The organism is Phaeobacter piscinae, assembly GCF_002407245.1.
In the GTDB taxonomy this organism is placed as follows: domain Bacteria; phylum Pseudomonadota; class Alphaproteobacteria; order Rhodobacterales; family Rhodobacteraceae; genus Phaeobacter; species Phaeobacter piscinae.
Window position 1 is genome coordinate 2,803,596 of the sequence record NZ_CP010681.1, and the last position, 19,829, is coordinate 2,823,424.

Below are 19,829 nucleotides of genomic sequence, written 5' to 3' on the forward strand. Positions count from 1 at the left end.
TAGAGCAAAACGTAAATATAGCGTTTCGTGGATACAGAGCGAGTCTGGCCAGCCAATCCATGGCAGACCGCATTTTCGAACAACGTGGAAAGGGCATGTCATGGATGGCACGTTCAATGAAAACGACCTGAGCCGGGTCATCGCCGCAGACAAGGCCAACGTCTGGCATCACCTGATCCAGCACAAGCCTTTTGAAGAAAACGACCCCCGCATCATCGTCGAGGGCAAGGGCATGCGGGTCTGGGACCAGAACGGCAAGGAATGGCTCGACGCCGTTTCCGGCGGGGTCTGGACCGTCAATGTCGGCTATGGCCGCGAGGAAATCGCCAAGGCGGTCTACGACCAGCTGATGAAGCTTTGTTACTTCGCGCAATCCGCAGGCTCGATCCCCGGTGCGTTGTTTGCCGAAAAGCTGATCGAGAAGATGCCGGGCATGAGCCGGGTCTACTACAACAACTCCGGCTCGGAGGCGAATGAGAAAGCCTTCAAGATGGTGCGCCAGATCGCACACAAGAAATACGGCGGCAAGAAAACCAAGATCCTGTACCGCGACCGCGACTACCACGGCTCCACCCTCGCAGCGATGTCCGCAGGCGGCCAGGAAGAGCGCAATATGCAATATGGCCCCTTCGCGCCCGATTTCGTGAAGGTTCCTCACTGCATGGAGTACCGCAAGCACGAGCTGGGTCTGGAGCATCTCTCCGGCAAGGAGTTCGGCATCGCCGCCGCCAATCAGATCGAAGAGGTCATCCTGCGCGAAGGCCCCGACACCGTTGGCGCGCTCTGCCTTGAGCCGGTGACCGCAGGTGGTGGTGTTATCGAGGCGCCCGAGGGCTATTGGCCGCGCGTGCAGGAAATCTGCAAACAATACGACATCCTGTTGCATATCGACGAGGTGGTCTGTGGCGTCGGCCGCACCGGCACCTGGTTTGGCTACCAGCACTACGGCATCGAGCCCGACTTCGTGACCATGGCGAAAGGTGTGGCCTCGGGTTATGCCGCAATTGCCTGCCTCGTCACCACCGAAGCGGTCTTTGACATGTTCAAGGATGACGCCAGTGATCCGATGAACTACTTCCGCGACATCTCCACTTTTGGCGGCTGCACCGCAGGCCCCGCCGCCGCGCTGGTCAATATGCAGATCATCGAGGATGAGAACCTCCTTGAGAACTGCGTCGCCATGGGGGAGCGGATGAAATCCAACCTCGAGGCGCTGATGGAGAAACATCAGGTCATCGGCGATGTGCGCGGCAAGGGTCTGTTCCTCGGCGCCGAGCTGGTTGCGGACCGCGAAACGAAGGAGCCGGTGGACGAGAAACTGGCACAGGCGGTTGTGGCCGAATGTGGCAATCAGAACGTCATCATCGGTGTGACCAACCGCTCCATTCCTGGCAAGAACAACACCCTCTGCTTCAGCCCGGCGCTGATCGTGACCCCCGAAGACGTGGACAAGATCACCGACGCGGTCGATGTGGCCCTGACCAAAGTGTTTGGCTGATACATTTCCCCTGTTGAAGGAACGAATTGCGCCCCGGTATGTCCGGGGCGCTTTCTTGTTGAGACAGTTGGCCCGGTCGGGTTCAGACAAGCCGCGCCGCGATTCCGCCATCCACCGCCACCGGACCGCCGGTCACGAAACTGGACCGGTCCGACAGAAGAAACAGCGCAGCTTGGGCAATTTCCACCGGCGCGGCCATCCGTTTCATCGGGTGCAACCCCGCGATAAAACTGTGTGTGTCCGGATCGTCCCCCGCCATGGCGGTTTTGGTTCCGCCCGGCAGCAGCGCGTTTGCCCGGATACCCTCTGCAGCCAGATCGGACGCCAGCGACTGAACCAGGCCGATCAATCCCGCCTTAGACGCCGCATAGGCCCCCATGCCAGGCATGCCGCCATTGCTGAACCCAACAAAGGATCCGGTAAACACCAGCGCGCCACCGCCGCGTGCGCGCAGAGCCGGGATCTGCGCCTTGGCCGAGAAAAACGCGCCGGTCAGGTTTGCCGTGAGGACGGCGTTCCAGTTGGCGGCATCCATCTGCTCAATCGGCCCCATGTCTCCCATGATGCCCGCGTTGTTAAAGGCGCCGTCCAGCCCGCCAAACGCCTCTGTCGCCAAGGCCACCAAAGATTCTGAATAGGATTCCTCGGTAACGTCCCCGGCCAGGCAGGCCGCCCGTCCACCGCTCTGATTTATCTGACCCGCAAGGGTTTGCAGCTCAGCCTGCCGCCGGGCACCCAGCACGACATTGGCCCCTTCTGCCGCAAACAACAACGCCGCCGCAGCACCGATACCGCTACTTGCGCCGGTGATGATAAGTGTCTTGTCTTTTAGTTCCATGATCAAAGCCTCCATTGGTTGACGCCCTGAGCTAACCGCCTCACTGACATGCACTCGACCCGTTTCATGCGGTTGCAGCGGAGGCTCTTCCCTTTCCCGCAGGAAACGGGTCGCGGAGGCCGCCGGTCCCGGACCGCCAGGTAACGCCGCCCCAGACGCGACAGCGCCGCGCAAATGCGCGGCGCTTGGCCCAACGGGTGTCAGGCATCTCAGATGCCGCGCACCGGACGGGAGCATCCCGCCCAGTCCCGGCTCCTCAGACCATCTGAAACACGATCCCAGACAGGATCGCGCCGGTGATCCCCAGCGCCAGATAGGTGGCAAAGACCTGTGGCTTCACCAGCGACCAGACCGCCGCCATCGCCGGGATCGAACTCACTGCACCCGCCACCATGAAGGCCATCGCGGCTCCCGCGCTCATCCCCTGCTCCATCAGCCCCGCCAGCAAGGGTGGCGCCACATAGGAGTTGAGATACGCAGGCATCCCCACCAGCGCTGCGGTGGCAATCGGCAGGATCCCCTCGCCACCCACCAGGGTCGCAATCAGATCAGCCGGCACATAGGACACCAGCAGCGCCTCCAGCACATAGGCCAGCGTCAGCCATTTCACCAGAAACAGACCATTGCTGACGAACTCCTGCCGGAACTGGCTGCGCCGCGCAGGGTCCCGCCAGAAGGCCCAGACCGGTGCCTCGGCCTTCGGCGCACCACAGCCACAGCAGCTGGAACGCGGCGCCTGCCGCAGCGGGCTGGCAAAGGCGCCCGCCCCCCGCAATGCCTTGATGGCAAAGCCACCAAACAGCCCCAGCGCCACCGCCGCGACCGCCTTGGCAATCGCAAACGGCCAGCCGAGCGCCCCAGCCGTGATCAGCAGCGTCGGCGGGTCGATCAGGGGCGAGGCCAGCCAGAACGCCATCACCGCAGACAGCGGCGCACCCAGCGCCAACAGCCCGGCAATAAACGGGATCACCTCGCAGGAACAAAACGGTGCCAGCCCGCCAAAGACCGCCGCCAGAAAGATCATCCGCACTTCCCGCCCTTCAAAAGCGCGTGCGACCATCACCTCGGCCCCTGTCGCCTTGAGGTAGGAAAGCAGCAGCACCGCAAAGAGAATATAACGCCCGGTATGCAGCAGCGCCGCCCCGGCAAAACGGATGACCTCCGCCAGATTGCCGGGATCCAGCACCGCCACCGCCAGCAGGATCGCCACACAAAGCGCCCATGGCGTCTTGATCCCCCGCGCAATCAGGCCTGCAGGGCGTGGATTTTGTGTCAGCTCAGCCATCGTTTGCCACCTCCCGGATAGAGACATCATCCGCACAGCACTCACTGAGGATAAACCCCGCCAGTTGTTTCAACTGATCATAGTCCGCCGTGTTATAGGTGCTGCGACCGTCTTTGCGCTGCAGGATCAACCCGGCTCCAGCCAGAAGTTTCAGATGATGGGCCAATGTGGAGGGCGCAATCCCCGTGCGGCCCTGAATATCCTGCACCATCAACCCGCCTTCGCCCGCGCGCACCAGACAGCGTAAAACTGCCAGCCGCGCCTCCGACCCCATCGCCGCAAATCCACCCGCCGCCTGTTCCCAGTCCATAACCCACCTCCTGGCCCCATCTTGACCCTAACTGATTCGATAAAACTAGTTATATAGAACGATAAAGATCAATCCAACCAACTTCTCGATACACCTAGATTTGGACGTGTATATGATCGTCATGGCGGGCGGCACGGCAGCCTTGAAACCTGATCTTACGAAAGCCTGCGCCCATCCTTTCCCTTAGATGCGGCTCAATAAACACCTTCTGGACGCGCGCATCTTCTGCCAGCGCCTTCACCAGAAAAAATGTCCTGCGCTCTTCAAGAACTAAATCTCGCCAAATCCCCTGCGCCCAATCCAGATCCCAGCGCAGAGACAACCAAGCCTTGCGACACTCAGTCGGCCCAGATTCAAATGCAAAATACCCAATAGGCGACCGTACCGCCCTCGGAATATATCGACCTTCCTCGCTATAAAAGAGCGCCAGGTCAGCCTTCTTTCCATCATGATGCGAAAGATGTGGCAGCAGTGGGAAACCATCCCAGAACGGAAAGTTGGCATCCAATACAAGTGTAATCGTGCCGGGGTACTCCCGCGCAACCTCATCCGCATTGTCCTGCAACACCTCAAGCAACGCGGGCGACACATAGGTTCGGTTCAACGCACAGTAAAACCAGGACTGCACTTGCAGGTTGCCTGATCCAACACAGCTGAGCGGTGTTCTCCCAAAGGCCGGGGCCGTGTAGTGCGCCCCAATACTGAACGCCACATAGACAATAACAAAGACAAGCAGGGATCTGCGGAACAATCTCGACATCAACCAAGCCAGCCCGCCGATCTGAGTAACCACAGTCAGAAACAGAACAATCAGGCCGTGAACAACAAACTTCATCATGAGTTGAACATGCCCAAAGCCGGACATGGATTGCAATCAAGATCGATACCGACAAGATTCTCACTGCAAGACATCAAAATGTGTAAGTCCAGATTGCACCCCATTTATGTCCAGCCTACAGTGAGGCATGGCCATCTCTGTCGACACCTTCTTTCTGAACCCCGATGCGCAAGGCACCCTGCAGGCGCAGATCCAGGAAATGATTGCCGAGGGCATTCTCTCCGGCCGCTTGCGGGTGGGCGAGAAACTGCCCTCCTCGCGCAAGCTGGCCGCACATCTGGGCATCAGCCGCATCACCGTAACGCTCGCCTATACCGAGCTTCTGGCCAATGATTACCTGATCTCCAAGGGACGGTCTGGGTATTATGTTTCCGAAAACGCCCCGGTGCCGCCCAGCTACGCGCCTTCGCAGAAATCTGCGGACACGGTGAACTGGGCCTCGGCCATCGTCGGCAACTACTGCGGCGGCGACACCCCCCGCAAACCACAGGACTGGCGCGATTATCGCTACCCGTTCATCTACGGGCAGGCGGATGCCTCGCTGTTTGACCACGCCAACTGGCGGCTCTGTGCCCTGCGCGCCTTGGGGCAAAAGGATTTTGCCGCGCTCACCAATGATTACTTCGATCAGGACGATCCGCTTCTGGTGGAATATATCGCCCGCCACACCCTGCCCCGCCGCGGTATTTCTGCCCGGCCAGAGGAAATCCTGATCACCCTTGGGGCGCAAAACGCACTCTGGCTGGTGGCGCAGCTGCTCTTGGGGCCGGGCCGCAAGGCCGCGCTGGAGGATCCGACCTATTATACCCTGCGCGATCAGTTGGTTTATCGCGGCTGCGAGATCGACTGCCTGCCGGTGGATCATGACGGGTTGCCACCCGACACCATCCGAGATGACACCGATGTCATTTTCACCACCCCCAGCCACCAAAGCCCGACCACAGCCACCATGCCGATGGCGCGTCGCAAACAGCTGCTGGACCGCGCCCGCGATATTGATGCGGTGATTGTTGAAGATGACTATGAATTCGAGATGTCCTTCCTCGGCGCGCCCTCACCGGCGCTGAAGTCGCTCGATGCGGATGGCCGGGTGGTCTATGTCGGCAGCTTCTCCAAATCGCTCTTCCCCGGCCTGCGCCTTGGCTATCTGGTGGGTTCCGAACCCTTCATCCGGCAGGCCCGCGCCCTGCGCGCCAATGTGCTGCGCCATCCGCCCGGCCATGTGCAACGCACCGTGGCTTATTTCCTGTCGCTGGGCCACTACGATGCCCAGATCCGCCGCATGGCCAAGGTTCTGCATGATCGCCGCTGTGTGATCGAAGAGGCTGTGACCCATCATGGGCTTAGCGTGGCAGGCGTCGGCGTCTACGGCGGCTCCTCCCTATGGATGTGCGCCGACGCGGGCGTGGATACCGCAGCGGTCGCCCAATCGCTGAAGGCAACGAGCGTCCTGATCGAACCCGGCGCGCCCTTTTTCGCCGCAGAACACCGCAAGCAAAACTACTACCGGCTTGGCTATTCTTCGATCCCCTCCAACCGGATTGAACCGGGCCTTGCCCTGCTTGCCGAGGCTCTGCGCCCGAGCTGTGCAAAGGCTGGTTAGCCTGCCACATCTGCGGTTTGCCCCCTTCCGAAGTCTCTGCCTGACGCTGCAGTGCAGCAATCATCCCCACCGCATACTGGTACTAAGCCGGGGCGGGAACTGGCCCTAACCCGGCTCTGCTCGGCGGAATACACCAGATTCATCCCGGCCTTTGTGCCGGCCCTTTTGGCGTCTCATCAGGAGAATACGCGATGAAAATGACCACCGAGGAAGCATTTGTAAAAACACTGCAAATGCACGGCATCCAACATGCGTTTGGCATCATCGGCTCGGCCATGATGCCGATTTCTGACATCTTCCCCGACGCGGGCATCACCTTCTGGGACTGCGCCCACGAAGGCTCCGGCGGGATGATGGCGGACGGCTACACCCGCGCCACCGGCAAAATGTCGATGATGATCGCCCAGAACGGCCCCGGCATCACCAACTTCGTCACCGCCGTCAAAACCGCCTACTGGAACCACACCCCGCTCCTGCTGGTCACCCCTCAGGCTGCGAACAAGACCATCGGCCAGGGCGGTTTCCAGGAAATGGAACAGATGCGCATGTTCGCCGATTGCGTCGCATATCAGGAAGAGGTCCGCGACCCCTCCCGCGTGGCCGAAGTGCTGAACCGCGTCATCATGAACGCCAAGCGCGCCTCGGCGCCCGCGCAGTTGAACATTCCGCGTGACATGTGGACCCAGGTCATCGACATCGAACTGCCCGCCATTGTTGAATTTGAACGCCCCTCCGGTGGCGAAACCGCCGTCAGCGACGCGGCGAAACTGCTGTCCGAAGCCAAGAACCCGGTGATTCTGAACGGCGCCGGCGTGGTATTGTCCAAGGGCGGCATTGCGGCCTCCCAGAAGCTGGCCGAACGTCTGGATGCGCCGGTCTGTGTTGGTTATCAGCACAATGACGCCTTTCCCGGTAATCACCCGCTGTTTGCAGGTCCGCTGGGTTACAACGGCTCCAAAGCCGGGATGGAGCTGATCAAGGACGCCGACGTCGTTCTCTGCCTCGGCACCCGTCTGAACCCCTTCTCCACGCTGCCCGGCTACGGCATGGAATACTGGCCCGCCGATGCCAAGATCATTCAGGTCGATATCAATCCTGACCGCATCGGCCTGACCAAGAAAGTCTCCGTCGGCATCATCGGCGACGCCGCCAAAGTGGCCTCCGGGATCCTCTCCCAGCTGAGCGACAGCGCAGGCGATGCGGGCCGCGAGGAGCGCAAGAACCGCATCTCGGAAACCAAATCACGCTGGGCGCAGCAGCTCACCGAGATGACCCATGAGGACGACGATCCGGGCACCACCTGGAACCAGCGCGCCCGCGCCGACAAACCCGAATGGATGAGCCCCCGCATGGCGTGGCGCGCTATCCAGCAGGCCCTCCCCCGTGAGGCGATCATCTCCTCCGACATCGGCAACAACTGCGCCATCGGCAACGCCTACCCATCCTTCGACGAGGGGCGCAAATATCTGGCCCCCGGCCTTTTTGGTCCCTGTGGCTATGGTCTGCCTGCGATTGTCGGCGCCAAGATCGGCTGCCCGGATACCCCAGTTGTTGGCTTCTCCGGCGACGGTGCCTTCGGCATCGCGGTGACCGAGCTGACGGCGATTGGCCGGGGCGAATGGCCCGCGATCACCCATATCGTGTTCCGCAACTACCAGTGGGGCGCGGAAAAGCGGAACTCCACCCTGTGGTTCGATGACAACTTCGTCGGCACCGAACTGGACGAGCAGGTTTCTTATGCAGGCATTGCCAGCGCCTGTGGCCTCAACGGTGTTGTGGCCCGCACCATGGATGAGCTGACCTCCGCACTTGCGCAGGCCATCGAGGACCAGAAAAACGGCAAAACCACCCTGATCGAAGCCATGATCAACCAGGAGCTGGGTGAGCCGTTCCGCCGTGACGCCATGAAGAAGCCGGTCCGCGTCGCAGGCATCGACAAGGCCGACATGCGCGAGCAGCAGGTCTGACGCCTATGCCCCTGCCTTTTGATCTCTCAATGGGCGCGGGCGCCTTTCTGGCCGCCGCATTATTTGCGGCGGCCTTTATCCGCGGATATTCGGGCTTTGGCTTTTCCGCGATCTTCATCATTCTCGCCGCTCTCGTCACAAATCCGCTGCCGCTGATCCCCGTGGTCTTTGCCTGCGAGATTGCGATGACCGCCTTTCAGGCGCGCGGCATTCGCCCCCATATCGACTGGCGCAGATCCCTGGCTCTCTTGGCTGGTGCTGCTGTTGCCACTTTGCCTGCCGTCGCCGTGATGGCCCGCCTTGGCCCGGATCAGGCGCGGCTGGTGATTTCCGTGCTGATCCTTGGCCTCAGCCTCCTGTTGCTCAGCGGTTGGCGCCTCGCGCGCCCCATTGGGACCGCCGGGCATGTCGCCGTGGGCATGGCCTCCGGCATGGCCAATAGCGCCGGCGTGGGCGGCCTGCCCGCTGCCGCCTTCATGACCGCGCAGCCGATCCCGCCTGCGGTGTTTCGCGCCACCATGATCGTGTTTCTGACGGGCATCGACCTAATGGCCCTGCCGGTCATGTCCGCCCATGGGCTGACTGGCCCGGACACGCTTTGGGGGGTGATCCTCGCCTTTCCCATCCTTGGTGCAGGTGTTTGGGTCGGCTCACGCGGCTTTGCTCTGGCCGCGCCGGATTTGTTCCGCCGCTATGTCGTGACGCTCTTGGCGGCACTGGCGGCCCTCAACATCGTGAAGGCCGCGCTATGACCTCATCTGCTGAAACCGACATTCTGGTCCTCAATGCCGGGTCCTCGTCGATCAAATTTGCGATCTTCGACGCGGATCTCACCCAGCGCATCGCTGGCTTGGCTGAGGGGATCGGCACGCCGCAATCACGTTTGCGCATTGCAGACAGTAGCAGCGACAGCCAGTTCCCCACCCACGCCGAAGCGCTGGCCGCGATTCTGGCGGCACTGCCTGCACATGGGCTTGACCCGTCGCGGCTCGCAGCTGTGGGCCACCGGGTCGTGCACGGCGGGCGAAAGCTGACCAAACCGGTGCGCATCACCCCCGAAATCCGCAGTGAAATCGCCGATTGCACGCCGCTGGCCCCTCTGCACAACCCGCACAGTCTCGCGGCGATTGATACGATGGCCGCCACCGCGCCTGAGCTGCCGCAGTTTGCCAGCTTTGACACCTCGTTTCACGCCACCAATCCAGAGGTCGCCACCCGCTACGCGATCCCCCGCGTGGAAGAGACCAAGGGCATCCGCCGCTACGGGTTTCACGGTCTGTCCTACGCCTCGCTGGTGCGGCGCCTGCCGGAGATTTCCGGCGTGTCGCTGCCCTCGCGAATTCTGGCCTTTCACCTGGGCAACGGCGCCTCGCTTTGTGCGATCCGCAATGGCCAGTCCGTTGCCACCACAATGGGCTATTCGCCGCTGGATGGCCTGACCATGGGCACCCGGTCGGGCGGCATTGACGCCAATGCGGTGCTGCGCCTGGTCGAAGACAACGGGCTGGAGCGCACCAAGGCGATCCTCAACAATGAAAGCGGGCTATTGGGGTTGTCGGGTGGCAAATCCGACATGCGCAACCTGATGCTGGACCCCAGCGCTGACAGCGCCTTTGCCATCGAGCATTTCTGCTATTGGAGCCTGCGTCACGCAGGCAGCCTGATTGCCGCGATGGAAGGTCTGGATGCCATCGCCTTCACCGGTGGCATCGGCGAGAACGCCGTGGGTGTGCGCGCCCGTATTCTGCGCGGTCTGGAATGGATCGGCGCGCGTATGGATGTGGATGCCAACCACGCCCGCAAGGCGCGCCTGCATGCCGGCAGCTCCAAGGTGGCGATCTGGGTGATTGAGGCTGAGGAAGAGCGTCAGATCGCCATGGATGCCCAGACCCTGATGGGGGCGTCATGATCGCCGCCCCCGTCCGCCTGTCACACACCAAGCAAGATCAGATCTGCGCCACCGTCAGGACCGTCGCCGCCACAATGTCCTCGACCGAGGCGCCTCGGCTCAGATCGCAGACCGGCTTGGCAAAGCCCTGCAAGAACGGCCCCAGCGCCTGCGCGCCGCCCAATTCCTGGCAGAGCTTATATCCGATATTGCCCGCATCCAGCGTCGGGAAGATCAGCACATTGGCCTCAACCGGCGCGATGCCTTTCTTCTCGGCAATCACAGGGTTCAGTGCCGCATCTGCCTGCACCGGGCCTACAAATCCGCTGGCCTCTGCCGCCGCGCGCACCAGCGCCACACTGTCGCCATCGCCCGAGGTGCCGGTGGAAAACGACAGCATCGCAACCCGTGCTGACCCCAGTAGCGCCTCTGCCGAACGTGCAGAGGCCCGTGCGATATCCGCCAGTTGCGCCGCATCCGGCGCGACATTTACGGCGCAATCTGCAAACACCAATTCGCGCCCGTCCGGAAACACCATCAGGAAGAACGACGAGGCTGTGCTGACCCCCGCATCCAGCCCGATGCCGATGCTGGCCGCCTCAATCACCCGGCGCGTGGGCACATCCGCGCCCGCCACCATCGCATCCGCCTCGCCCGCAGCCACCATCGCCGCCGCGCGGTACAGGGGTTTGGAGAGCATCCGCTTGGCGATGCCCTCCTTCATACCGCGCGCCGCCATCAAGACATCCACATGCGCCGCAGACACCGGCGCCAAAGGCACAGCCTCCACCAGCCCCTCACGGGTCAGCTGGTCTACCGCAGCTGCCACTCTGGGGTCGTCCATCTCGGGAAACACCACCCGTGCCCTGCGATCCCGAGCCAGCGCATATGCGTTTTCAAGTACAGTCATTTTGATCTCCCTTGCGGGGAAAGGAGCCAGCAATGAGCGATAACGTCAAGATCAACCGCGGCCTCAAGGGGATCTACTTTGAACGCTCCGGGGTTTCCGACATTGACGGCGCCAAGGGTGAGCTGAGTTATCGCGGCTATTCCATTCACGATCTGGCCACGCATTCCACCTTTGAGGAGGTCTGCTATCTGCTGATCCATGGCGAATTGCCCGATGCGGATCAGCTCGCAGAATTTGACACCGCACTGAAAGCCGCCCGCGTGTTGCCTGCCCCGGTGCTGGATATCATCCGCGCCACCAAGGATGGCCATCCGATGGATGTGCTGCGCACTGCCGTCTCTGCCCTCGCCGCGCTTGAACCAGACAGCCAGCAGGTCGGCGAAGACGCCTTTGTCGCCAACGGCATCCGCCTGATTTCGCAGGTGCCGATCATCATCGCCGCCCATGACGCGATCCGAAATGGCCGCGAGGTGGTGGCCCCCGACATGACCCTCAGCCATGCGGGCAACTGGCTGTGGATGCTGAAGGGCGAGAAACCCACGCCAGAGGCCACCCGGCTCGCGGATGTCGATTTCATCCTGCACGCCGAACATGGTGCCAACGCCTCAAGCTTTGCCGCACGCGTCAGCATCGGGACCGAAACCAATCTCCACGGCGGCATCGTCACCGCGCTCTCCACCCTTGCAGGTCCAGCCCACGGCGGTGCCGCCGAGGACGTGATGAAAATGGTGCATGAAATCGGCACGCCCGACAAAGCCGCCGCCTATGTGAAGGCCAAGCGCGCCGCCAAGGAGGCCGTGACCGGTTTTGGCCACCGCGTCTACCGCAAGGAAGACCCCCGCGCGCGCCACATGCGCGAAGGCGTGCGCCAGTTGGGCGCGGAAATGGGCGCGCCGGAATGGTATGAAATCCTGCAAGCCGTGGTGGAGGCCATGCAGCCCTATGCACGCCACGGTCTGAACGTGAATGTCGATTTCTACTCCGGCGTGATCTACCAGCTGCACGGCATCGCGATGGATCTCTACGTGCCGATCTTTGCCATCGGCCGGATGCCCGGCTGGATCATCCAATGCATCGAACAGCAGCGCGGCAATATCCTGATCCGCCCCCTGACCCTATACAACGGGCCGGAACCCCGCGCCTATATTCCACTAAACGCGCGCTGATCCCACCCACTCCGCGCCACAGTACATAGCGCCGCCCGGCCCATGCAGGCCCGGCGCATCATCAAACAGGGACACCATGGCACATACCCAGCCCCAGCTAGACACCTCGCCGCCCGTGTCGGACGAGATCCGCCAGACCACCTGCTACATGTGCGCCTGCCGCTGCGGCATCAACGTCCACATGAAAACGGATGAAGATGGCCAAAAGAAAGTCGCCTATATCGAAGGCAACCGCGATCATCCGGTGAACAAGGGCGTGCTCTGCGCCAAAGGCTCTGCCGGGATCATGCAACACAACGCGCCGTCACGTCTGCGCGCGCCGATGAAGCGCGTCGGCCCGCGCGGCTCCGGCAAGTTCGAGGAAATCTCCTGGGACGAGGCGCTGGACATTGCCGCTGGCTGGCTGGAACCCATCCGCGAGGATAACCCGGAAAAGCTGGCGTTCTTTACCGGGCGCGACCAATCCCAGAGCTTCACCAGTTTCTGGGCGCAGAACTTCGGCACCTGCAACTATGCAGCCCACGGCGGGTTCTGCTCGGTCAATATGGCCACCGCCGGCATCTACACGATGGGCGGCGCGTTCTGGGAATTCGGCCAGCCCGACTGGGATCACACCAAGCTGTTCATGTTGTTTGGCGTCGCCGAAGACCACGACAGCAACCCCATCAAGATGGGCATCGGCAAGATCAAGGCGCGCGGTGCGCGGGTCATTGGCGTCAATCCAATCCGCTCCGGCTACAACGCTGTGGCTGACGATTGGGTCGGCATCACGCCGGGCACCGACGGTCTGTTCATCCTGGCGCTGGTGCATGTGCTGATGAAGGCGGGCAAGATTGATCTGGAGTACCTCAGCCAGTTCACCAACGCGCCAGTGCTGGTCAATCAGGATCCAGATAGCGCCGATTACGGCCTGTTCTTGCGCGATGACCATGGCGCGCCTCTGGTGATCAACCGCAAGACCGGCCAGCTCGCGCCCTTTGACATGCATGGCGTGCGCCCCGATCTGGGCGGCTCGTTTGAACTCAATGGCATCACCCATGTGTCCGTCTTCCAACTGATGGCCCAGCGCTATCTCAGCGACGACTACGCCCCCGAAGCCGTGGCCGAGCGTTGCGGTGTCTCCGCCAAACGCATCCGCGCCATCGCCGCCGAGCTGGCCCGCGTCGCCTTTGACGAGGCATTCGAGCTGGATCAGGAGTGGACCGATTTCCGCGGTGAGACCCATAAAACCATGAAGGGTCGCCCGGTCGCCATGCACTCCATGCGCGGTGTCTCGGCCCATGCCAACGGCTTTCAGACCTGCCGCGCGCTGCATGTGTTGCAGATCCTTCTGGGCACGGTGGAGGCGCCCGGCGGCTTCCGCTTCAAACCGCCCTACCCCAAACCGGTAGAGGCGCATCCCGCCCCCCATTGCCGCGTCACCCCGAACAAACCGCTGGACGGCCCGCATCTGGGCTTCGTGCACGGGCCGGAACATCTGGCGCTGAAGACCGACGGCAGCCCGGCGCGCATCGACAAGGCGTTCACCTGGGAAAACCCGATGTCCAGCCACGGGCTGATGCATATGGTGATTTCCAACGCCCATGCCGGTGATCCCTACAAGATCGACACGCTCTTCATGTATATGGCGAATATGTCGTGGAACTCCTCGATGAACACGCGCGGCGTGATGGAGATGCTCACCGACACCGACGACAATGGCGACTATGTGATCCCCCGGATCATCTACTCGGACGCCTATTCCTCGGAAATGGTGGCCTATGCGGATCTGATCCTGCCCGACACCACCTATCTGGAACGCCACGACTGTATCTCGCTGCTCGACCGTCCCATCTGCGAGGCCGACGGCGCGGCTGATGCGATCCGCTGGCCCGTGGTGGAACCCGACCGCGACGTGCGCGGATTCCAGACCGTACTGGTGCAGCTGGCCAATAAGATGAAACTGCCCGGCTTCACCCATGAAGACGGCACAGCGAAATGGCAGGACTACGCCGACTATATCGTGAACCACGAACGCAAACCCGGCATCGGCCCGCTTGCAGGGTTCAGGGGCGAGGACGGCAGCAAGGTTGGCCGGGGTGAGGTGAACCCCGAACAGCTGGACAAATACATCGAAAACGGCGGTTTCTTTGTCGAACATATCCCGGCAGAGGCCAGCTATTTCAAACCCTGGAACATGGCCTATCAGGACTGGGCGGTGAACCTCGGCCTCTTTGACAGCCCACAGCCCTATCTGTTCCAGCTTTATGTGGAGCCCTTGCGCAAGTTCCAGCTGGCCGCTGAAGGCCACGGTGAGCGCCAGCCGCCCGAACACCTACGCGCCCGCATCAAAGAGACGATGGACCCGCTGCCCATCTGGTATGAAACCGATCAGCAGGGCAACGACGGCTTCACCGTCAACGCCCTCACCCAGCGCCCCATGGCGATGTATCACTCCTGGGGCACGCAGAACGCCTGGCTGCGCCAGATCCACGGCCGCAATCCGCTTTATGTGCCGACCAAGCTGATGCGCGAAAACCACCTCAGCGATGGCGACTGGGCCAGGGTCACCTCCCCCCACGGTGAAATCACCGTGCCAGTGATGGAGATGGCGGCGCTCAATGAAAACACCGTCTGGACCTGGAACGCCATCGGCAAGCGCAAGGGAGCCTGGGCGCTGGAAGAAAACGCGCCAGAGGCCACCAAAGGCTTCCTGCTGAATCATCTGATTCACGAGCTGCTGCCACCGAAGGGAGACGGCCTTCGCTGGGCCAATTCCGACCCGATCACCGGTCAGGCTGCGTGGTTCGATCTGAAAGTAAAGATCGAAAAAGCCGCCGCGCCGCAGGATCTGAGCGAAAGCCAACCTGTGGTAGAGCCTCAGACCTCGCCCGTGGGCACCGGTCCCAAAGACCTGACATGGAAGGTGGGCAAATGATCAATCCAACTTTCTTCGAAGAAAATTGCCAGGAAAATGGGTGTTTTCCTGGTTCCGCAACTTGCACCGAGGGTATGCAATGACCGAGCTTCCCACCCAGACCGACCGCAAGATGGGGCTGGTCATTGATCTGGATACCTGTGTCGGCTGCCATGCCTGTGTGATTTCCTGCAAGGGCTGGAACACCGAAAACTATGGCGCGCCGCTATCAGATCAGAATGCCTATGGCGCTGATCCCTCGGGCACCTTCCTCAACCGGGTGCACTCCTATGAGGTGCAGCCATCTCGCTGTGCCAGCCAGCCCAACCCGGCGGCCCAGCTGGTGCATTTCCCGAAATCCTGCCTGCATTGCGAGGACGCCCCCTGCGTCACCGTCTGCCCCACCGGCGCCAGCTACAAGCGGGTGGAAGACGGTATCGTTCTGGTCAATGAGTCCAACTGCATCGGCTGTGGCCTTTGTGCCTGGTCCTGCCCCTATGGCGCCCGCGAGTTGGATCTGGCCGAAGGGGTGATGAAGAAATGCACGCTCTGTGTGGACCGGATCTACAATGAGAACCTCGAAGAGGTGGACCGGGTCCCCTCCTGCGTGCGGACCTGCCCGGCAGGCGCGCGCCACTTCGGCGATCTGGGGGATCCTGACAGCGATGTCTCCAAACTGGTGGCAGAGCGCGGCGGGATGGACCTGATGCCGGAAATGGGCACCAAACCGGTGAACAAATACCTGCCCCCCCGCCCCAAGGACCAGATCGAGGATCAGATCAACATTCTGGCCCCGCTGCTGGCCCCCGTCGCAGAGGAGCCCAAGGGCTTCCTCGGCTGGCTGGACAAGGCGCTCGACAAACTTCCCGGCAATTCCGCAGAGGAGACGAGCTGATGCATCCCGCACCTTCTGTTATCCTCTTCACCACCCTCTCCGGTCTCGGCTTTGGCCTTCTGGCCTTCCTTGGCCTTGGCAAGCCTGAGGTAACCGGCTGGGTCGCCTTTGTGTTCTATGCCATCGCCTTTGGTTTTGCGGTGGGCGGGCTTCTGGCTTCGACCTTTCACCTTGGCCGGCCAGAACGAGCCTGGCGCGCCTTTAGCCAGTGGAAAACCAGCTGGCTCAGCCGCGAAGGCATCTGCGCAGTTGCGGCTCTCATTGTGATGGGGCTCTTTGCCTTTGGCGCGGTGTTTCTGGACACCCATTGGTGGGTACTCGGCTGGATCGGCGCGGCGCTGTCACTGGCGACGGTCTTCACGACCTCGATGATCTACACCCAGCTCAAGACCATTCCGCGCTGGAACATGGCGCTGACGCCGGTGATGTTCCTGTCCTTCAGTCTTGCGGGCGGGTCACTGCTGGCCGGGGCTGAGGCGCTGGCGCCCTGGTTGCTGGCCATCGCAGGTTCGGTACAGCTGGCCTATTGGGCCAAGGGCGATCAGGCCTTTGCCACCTCTGGCACCGATATGGGCACCGCCACCGGCCTTGGCGATCGCGGCACCGTGCGTGCGTTTGAACCGCCCCATACCGGCTCCAACTACCTGTTGCGTGAATTTGTGCATGTGGTCGGGCGCAAACATGCGCAGAAACTGCGGGTGATCGCCTTTGCCTCAGGCTTTGCGCTGCCCTTGATCTGCCTCATCCTGCCGGTTGAAGGCCTGATGCTCAAACACCTGCTGGCAGGCGTCGCCGTACTGCTGCACATCGCCGGAATTGCCGTCTCGCGCTGGCTGTTCTTTGCCCAGGCCGAACATGTGGTCGGGCTGTATTACGGCAAGCGTTGAGCCATCCCAAAACACCTAAAATCAGGGCGCCCCAGCGGCGCCCTTTTTTCGTGGCCCACATCTTTTTTCAAAAAACCCCACCACCCATGTCACAAACCCGCCCGCTGCCTCGTCCTGTTTCTGAACCCATCAGAAAGGACCAAATGATGTCGCAACGTCTCGATTATTTCTCTGTCGCCGGGGATCTGTTCAAACCGATGATGGAGCAGGAAGCCCTGTTCAAAAACAGCACCTTGGAATTCAGTGTGGTGGAACTGGTGAAACTGCGGGCCTCCCAGATCAACGGCTGCGCCTTCTGCATCCATATGCACACCCATGAGATGCGCGCCCATGGCGAGAGCGAGGACCGTATGCATCTGCTGAACGCCTGGCGCGAATCGCCGCTCTACACACCCCGCGAACGCGCGGCGCTGGCGTGGTGCGAGGCGCTGACACTGGTAGAAGCCACCGCCGCACCCGATGCCGACTATGACGCCGTGGCAGAGCTGTTTGAGCCGCGCGAACAGGTGCTGCTGACGCTGCTGATCGGCGCCATCAACAACTGGAACCGCATTGCAATCGGCTTTCGCAGCGCCCACCCTGTGAGCGAGAGCGCAACAGGGGCCAACGCGGCGTGACAGCACAGACCAAAGACACAGGAACTGATGCGTTTCTGACAGCGCGGCCGCGATTGTTTGCGGCCGCCTACCGGATGCTGGGCAGCGTGACCGATGCCGAAGATATCCTGCAGGACGCCTATCTGCGCTGGCAGTCGGCCCCCAAGGGGGAGATTCTCGACCCGACCGGGTACCTGATGCGGATCACCACGCGGCTCTGTCTTGATCAGTTGAAATCAGCGCGCAAACGGCGCGAGACTTACCCTGGCGAGTGGTTGCCAGAGCCGGTGCTTACTGATGAGACAACCGAGCTGCTGGATCATGACGTTTCGGTTGCGCTTCTGCTGGCGCTGGACGCCCTCTCCCCGCTGGAACGCGCGGCCTTCCTTTTGCATGATATCTTTGACAGCTCTTTTAGCGACGTGGCCTCCGCGCTGAACCGCTCGCCCGAGGCCTGTCGCCAACTGGCTACCCGCGCGCGCCGCAAGGTGCAGGCCTTGCGACCGGAGGCCCCCAGCCGCCCAGACCAAGGCGAGGCGCTGACCGAGGCGTTCTTTCGCGCCTCCAAAACCGGGGATATGACCGCCCTCACCCGGTTGCTGAGCGAAGATGTGCAGCTGATCTCCGATGGCGGCGGCAAGGCAATGGCGGCACTCAATCCGATCTATGGACGCGACAAGGTGCTGCGGCTGCTGGCCGGGCTTGCCCGCAAAGCCCATCACACAGCGCCAGATCACTGGCGCCTGTGTCAGCTCAATGGTCTGCCTGCGATTGTGAGCCGCGGCGAAGATGGCATTCTGCAAGCCACCTCGCTGAATATTCGCGCGGGCCGGATCACCCGCATCTATGTCACCCGCAACCCGGACAAGACGCGGCATCTGGCATCTGTGCTGGGGTGATCTGCCGTTGCCCAGGCAGCGCACGCCCTGCTTACCGCTGATACATCTGCCGGCCCTATTCTGTTGTGGATCGCGATCACTTCCGGGCTTTACGACCCCGGACACCATGGAAACCGACCCCAACGGCAACTCTGCCATCGGGGTTGTGCAAAACAGTTTCGCACCGGGGCAGTGACGCGCCCCGCAATTTCCAGCCATTCCCGGGATCTTCACCGGGGCGGCGCCGCCTTTCTATCTCAACTAGCTCCGGTCTTAGGGATATGACCCTGAACCACCGGTTAGAGACTAAGATGTCCAAAACGAAACAGACCGGAACGCAGCAGCGTCCCGGCCTGAGATGACGTGTCTATGATCGCTGTGCTGTGCTTACAGCAGACCTGCGTGCGCCATGGCGGCGTCGATTGCGGCCTTGGTGCTGTCTTCCAGACCGGTCAGCGGCAGGCGCACCTCCTCGCTGCACAGGCCCAATTTCGATAGGCCGTATTTCGCCCCCGCCAGACCCGGCTCGATGAAGATCGCCTCATGCAGCGGCATCAGCTTGTCCTGATACTCCAGCGCCAATGCGTAATCACCGGCCAGCGTCGCCGCTTGGAATTCGGCGCAGAGCTTCGGCGCGACATTGGCCGTCACCGAAATGCAGCCAACCCCACCATGAGCGTTGAAGCCCAGCGCGGTGGCATCCTCGCCAGACAGCTGGATGAAATCCGCGCCGCAAGAGGCGCGCTGCTGGGACACGCGGGCGATATCGCCGGTTGCATCCTTCACACCAATGATGCGCTCCAGCTTGGCCAGTTCGCCCATGGTGGCAGGGGTCATGTCGATGACCGAGCGACCGGGAATATTGTAGATCACAATCGGAATATCGGCGCAGTTATGAAGCTCGGTGAAATGCGCAATCAATCCGCGCTGGGTTGGCTTGTTGTAATAGGGCGTCACCACCAGCGCGGCATCGGCGCCAACCTCGGCGGCGAATTGCACGAACCGCTTGCCTTCAACCGTGTTATTGGATCCGGCCCCGGCAATCACCGGCACCCGGCCTGCCGCGATTTTCACCACTTCGGCAATGACGGTTTCATGCTCTTCATGGGTCAGCGTTGGGCTTTCACCGGTGGTGCCCACCGGGACCAGCGCTGTAGAGCCCTGATCAATGTGCCACTCGACCAACCGTTTGAGCGTATCCAGATCCAGCTCGCCGTTGGAAAACGGGGTGACGAGGGCTGGCATAGAGCCTTTGAACATGGGCACGCTCCCTTTGCTGTTCGTGCGGGCGCAGAATTGCACCGGCTTGAGTGATGGACATGCCGGGGATTTGAGTTGATACCGGCAGGTCACGGATTATCGTCATTGGCTCTA

17 protein-coding genes are annotated in these 19,829 nt (G+C 61.7%); 11 read left to right on the forward strand and 6 right to left on the reverse strand.

Annotation, left to right across the window (positions count from 1 at the left end; all coding sequences use genetic code 11):
- Nucleotides 1-100: 100 nt before the first annotated feature.
- Nucleotides 101-1,498, forward strand: a complete 1,398-nt coding sequence (locus tag phaeop14_RS13135) for an aminotransferase family protein (RefSeq protein WP_096789809.1) — start codon at nucleotides 101-103, stop codon at nucleotides 1,496-1,498.
- A gap of 82 nt (nucleotides 1,499-1,580) precedes the next feature.
- Here phaeop14_RS13135 and phaeop14_RS13140 read toward each other — a convergent pair whose 3' ends face one another.
- The 4 genes from phaeop14_RS13140 to phaeop14_RS13155 form a co-directional block, all read right to left on the reverse strand.
- Nucleotides 1,581-2,336 (reverse strand): SDR family oxidoreductase, encoded by a 756-nt coding sequence (locus phaeop14_RS13140; RefSeq protein WP_096790314.1) that lies wholly within the window; start codon nucleotides 2,334-2,336, stop codon nucleotides 1,581-1,583.
- A gap of 256 nt (nucleotides 2,337-2,592) precedes the next feature.
- A complete protein-coding gene (locus phaeop14_RS13145) occupies nucleotides 2,593-3,621 on the reverse strand; it encodes a permease (RefSeq protein ID WP_096789810.1) in 1,029 nt (342 codons plus the stop codon).
- Entirely contained in the window at nucleotides 3,614-3,931 is a 318-nt protein-coding gene (locus tag phaeop14_RS13150) for an ArsR/SmtB family transcription factor (RefSeq protein ID WP_096789811.1), read from the reverse strand. The genes phaeop14_RS13145 and phaeop14_RS13150 overlap by 8 nt, the downstream gene beginning before the upstream one ends.
- A 94-nt stretch (nucleotides 3,932-4,025) precedes the next feature.
- The gene (locus tag phaeop14_RS13155; protein ID WP_096790315.1) at nucleotides 4,026-4,769 is read right to left on the reverse strand and encodes a hypothetical protein; all 744 of its coding nucleotides are present in this window, start codon (nucleotides 4,767-4,769) and stop codon (nucleotides 4,026-4,028) included.
- A gap of 127 nt (nucleotides 4,770-4,896) precedes the next feature.
- Here phaeop14_RS13155 and pdxR point away from each other — a divergent pair, with 127 nt between their 5' ends.
- From pdxR to phaeop14_RS13175, 4 genes are all read left to right on the forward strand, one after another.
- On the forward strand, nucleotides 4,897-6,372 hold the full coding sequence (gene pdxR / locus phaeop14_RS13160) for a MocR-like pyridoxine biosynthesis transcription factor PdxR (protein WP_096789812.1): 1,476 nt from the start codon (nucleotides 4,897-4,899) through the stop codon (nucleotides 6,370-6,372).
- Nucleotides 6,373-6,563: 191 nt separating this feature from the next.
- Entirely contained in the window at nucleotides 6,564-8,339 is a 1,776-nt protein-coding gene (gene xsc, locus phaeop14_RS13165; protein WP_040174349.1) for a sulfoacetaldehyde acetyltransferase, read from the forward strand.
- A 5-nt stretch (nucleotides 8,340-8,344) separates the two neighbouring features.
- Nucleotides 8,345-9,091 (forward strand): TSUP family transporter, encoded by a 747-nt coding sequence (locus tag phaeop14_RS13170; RefSeq protein WP_096789813.1) that lies wholly within the window; start codon nucleotides 8,345-8,347, stop codon nucleotides 9,089-9,091.
- A complete protein-coding gene (locus phaeop14_RS13175; protein WP_096789814.1) occupies nucleotides 9,088-10,248 on the forward strand; it encodes an acetate/propionate family kinase in 1,161 nt (386 codons plus the stop codon). The genes phaeop14_RS13170 and phaeop14_RS13175 overlap by 4 nt, the downstream gene beginning before the upstream one ends.
- Before the next feature lie 37 nt (nucleotides 10,249-10,285).
- Here phaeop14_RS13175 and phaeop14_RS13180 read toward each other — a convergent pair whose 3' ends face one another.
- Nucleotides 10,286-11,137 carry a phosphate acyltransferase gene (locus phaeop14_RS13180; RefSeq protein WP_096789815.1) on the reverse strand — a complete coding sequence of 284 codons (852 nt, stop codon included), beginning with the start codon at nucleotides 11,135-11,137 and terminating at the stop codon, nucleotides 10,286-10,288.
- A 32-nt stretch (nucleotides 11,138-11,169) separates the two neighbouring features.
- On the opposite strand from phaeop14_RS13180, the gene phaeop14_RS13185 reads away from it, so the two are divergent.
- The 6 genes from phaeop14_RS13185 (at nucleotide 11,170) to sigJ (ending at nucleotide 18,476) form a co-directional block, all read left to right on the forward strand.
- On the forward strand, nucleotides 11,170-12,303 hold the full coding sequence (locus phaeop14_RS13185; RefSeq protein ID WP_096789816.1) for a citrate synthase: 1,134 nt from the start codon (nucleotides 11,170-11,172) through the stop codon (nucleotides 12,301-12,303).
- A 76-nt stretch (nucleotides 12,304-12,379) separates the two neighbouring features.
- Entirely contained in the window at nucleotides 12,380-15,220 is a 2,841-nt protein-coding gene (locus phaeop14_RS13190) for a molybdopterin oxidoreductase family protein (RefSeq protein ID WP_096789817.1), read from the forward strand.
- A gap of 79 nt (nucleotides 15,221-15,299) precedes the next feature.
- On the forward strand, nucleotides 15,300-16,094 hold the full coding sequence (locus phaeop14_RS13195) for a 4Fe-4S dicluster domain-containing protein (protein ID WP_096789818.1): 795 nt from the start codon (nucleotides 15,300-15,302) through the stop codon (nucleotides 16,092-16,094).
- Nucleotides 16,094-16,981, forward strand: coding sequence for a dimethyl sulfoxide reductase anchor subunit family protein (locus phaeop14_RS13200; RefSeq protein ID WP_096789819.1), 888 nt, complete (start codon nucleotides 16,094-16,096; stop codon nucleotides 16,979-16,981). The genes phaeop14_RS13195 and phaeop14_RS13200 overlap by 1 nt, the downstream gene beginning before the upstream one ends.
- A 146-nt stretch (nucleotides 16,982-17,127) precedes the next feature.
- Entirely contained in the window at nucleotides 17,128-17,598 is a 471-nt protein-coding gene (locus phaeop14_RS13205) for a carboxymuconolactone decarboxylase family protein (RefSeq protein WP_096790316.1), read from the forward strand.
- Nucleotides 17,595-18,476: an RNA polymerase sigma factor SigJ gene (gene sigJ, locus phaeop14_RS13210; RefSeq protein ID WP_096789820.1), complete on the forward strand. Its 882-nt coding sequence runs from the start codon at nucleotides 17,595-17,597 to the stop codon at nucleotides 18,474-18,476. The genes phaeop14_RS13205 and sigJ overlap by 4 nt, the downstream gene beginning before the upstream one ends.
- A gap of 366 nt (nucleotides 18,477-18,842) precedes the next feature.
- On the opposite strand, the gene dapA is transcribed toward sigJ, so the two are convergent.
- The gene (dapA, locus tag phaeop14_RS13215) at nucleotides 18,843-19,715 is read right to left on the reverse strand and encodes a 4-hydroxy-tetrahydrodipicolinate synthase (protein ID WP_014881062.1); all 873 of its coding nucleotides are present in this window, start codon (nucleotides 19,713-19,715) and stop codon (nucleotides 18,843-18,845) included.
- Between the last annotated feature and the right edge of the window lie 114 nt (nucleotides 19,716-19,829).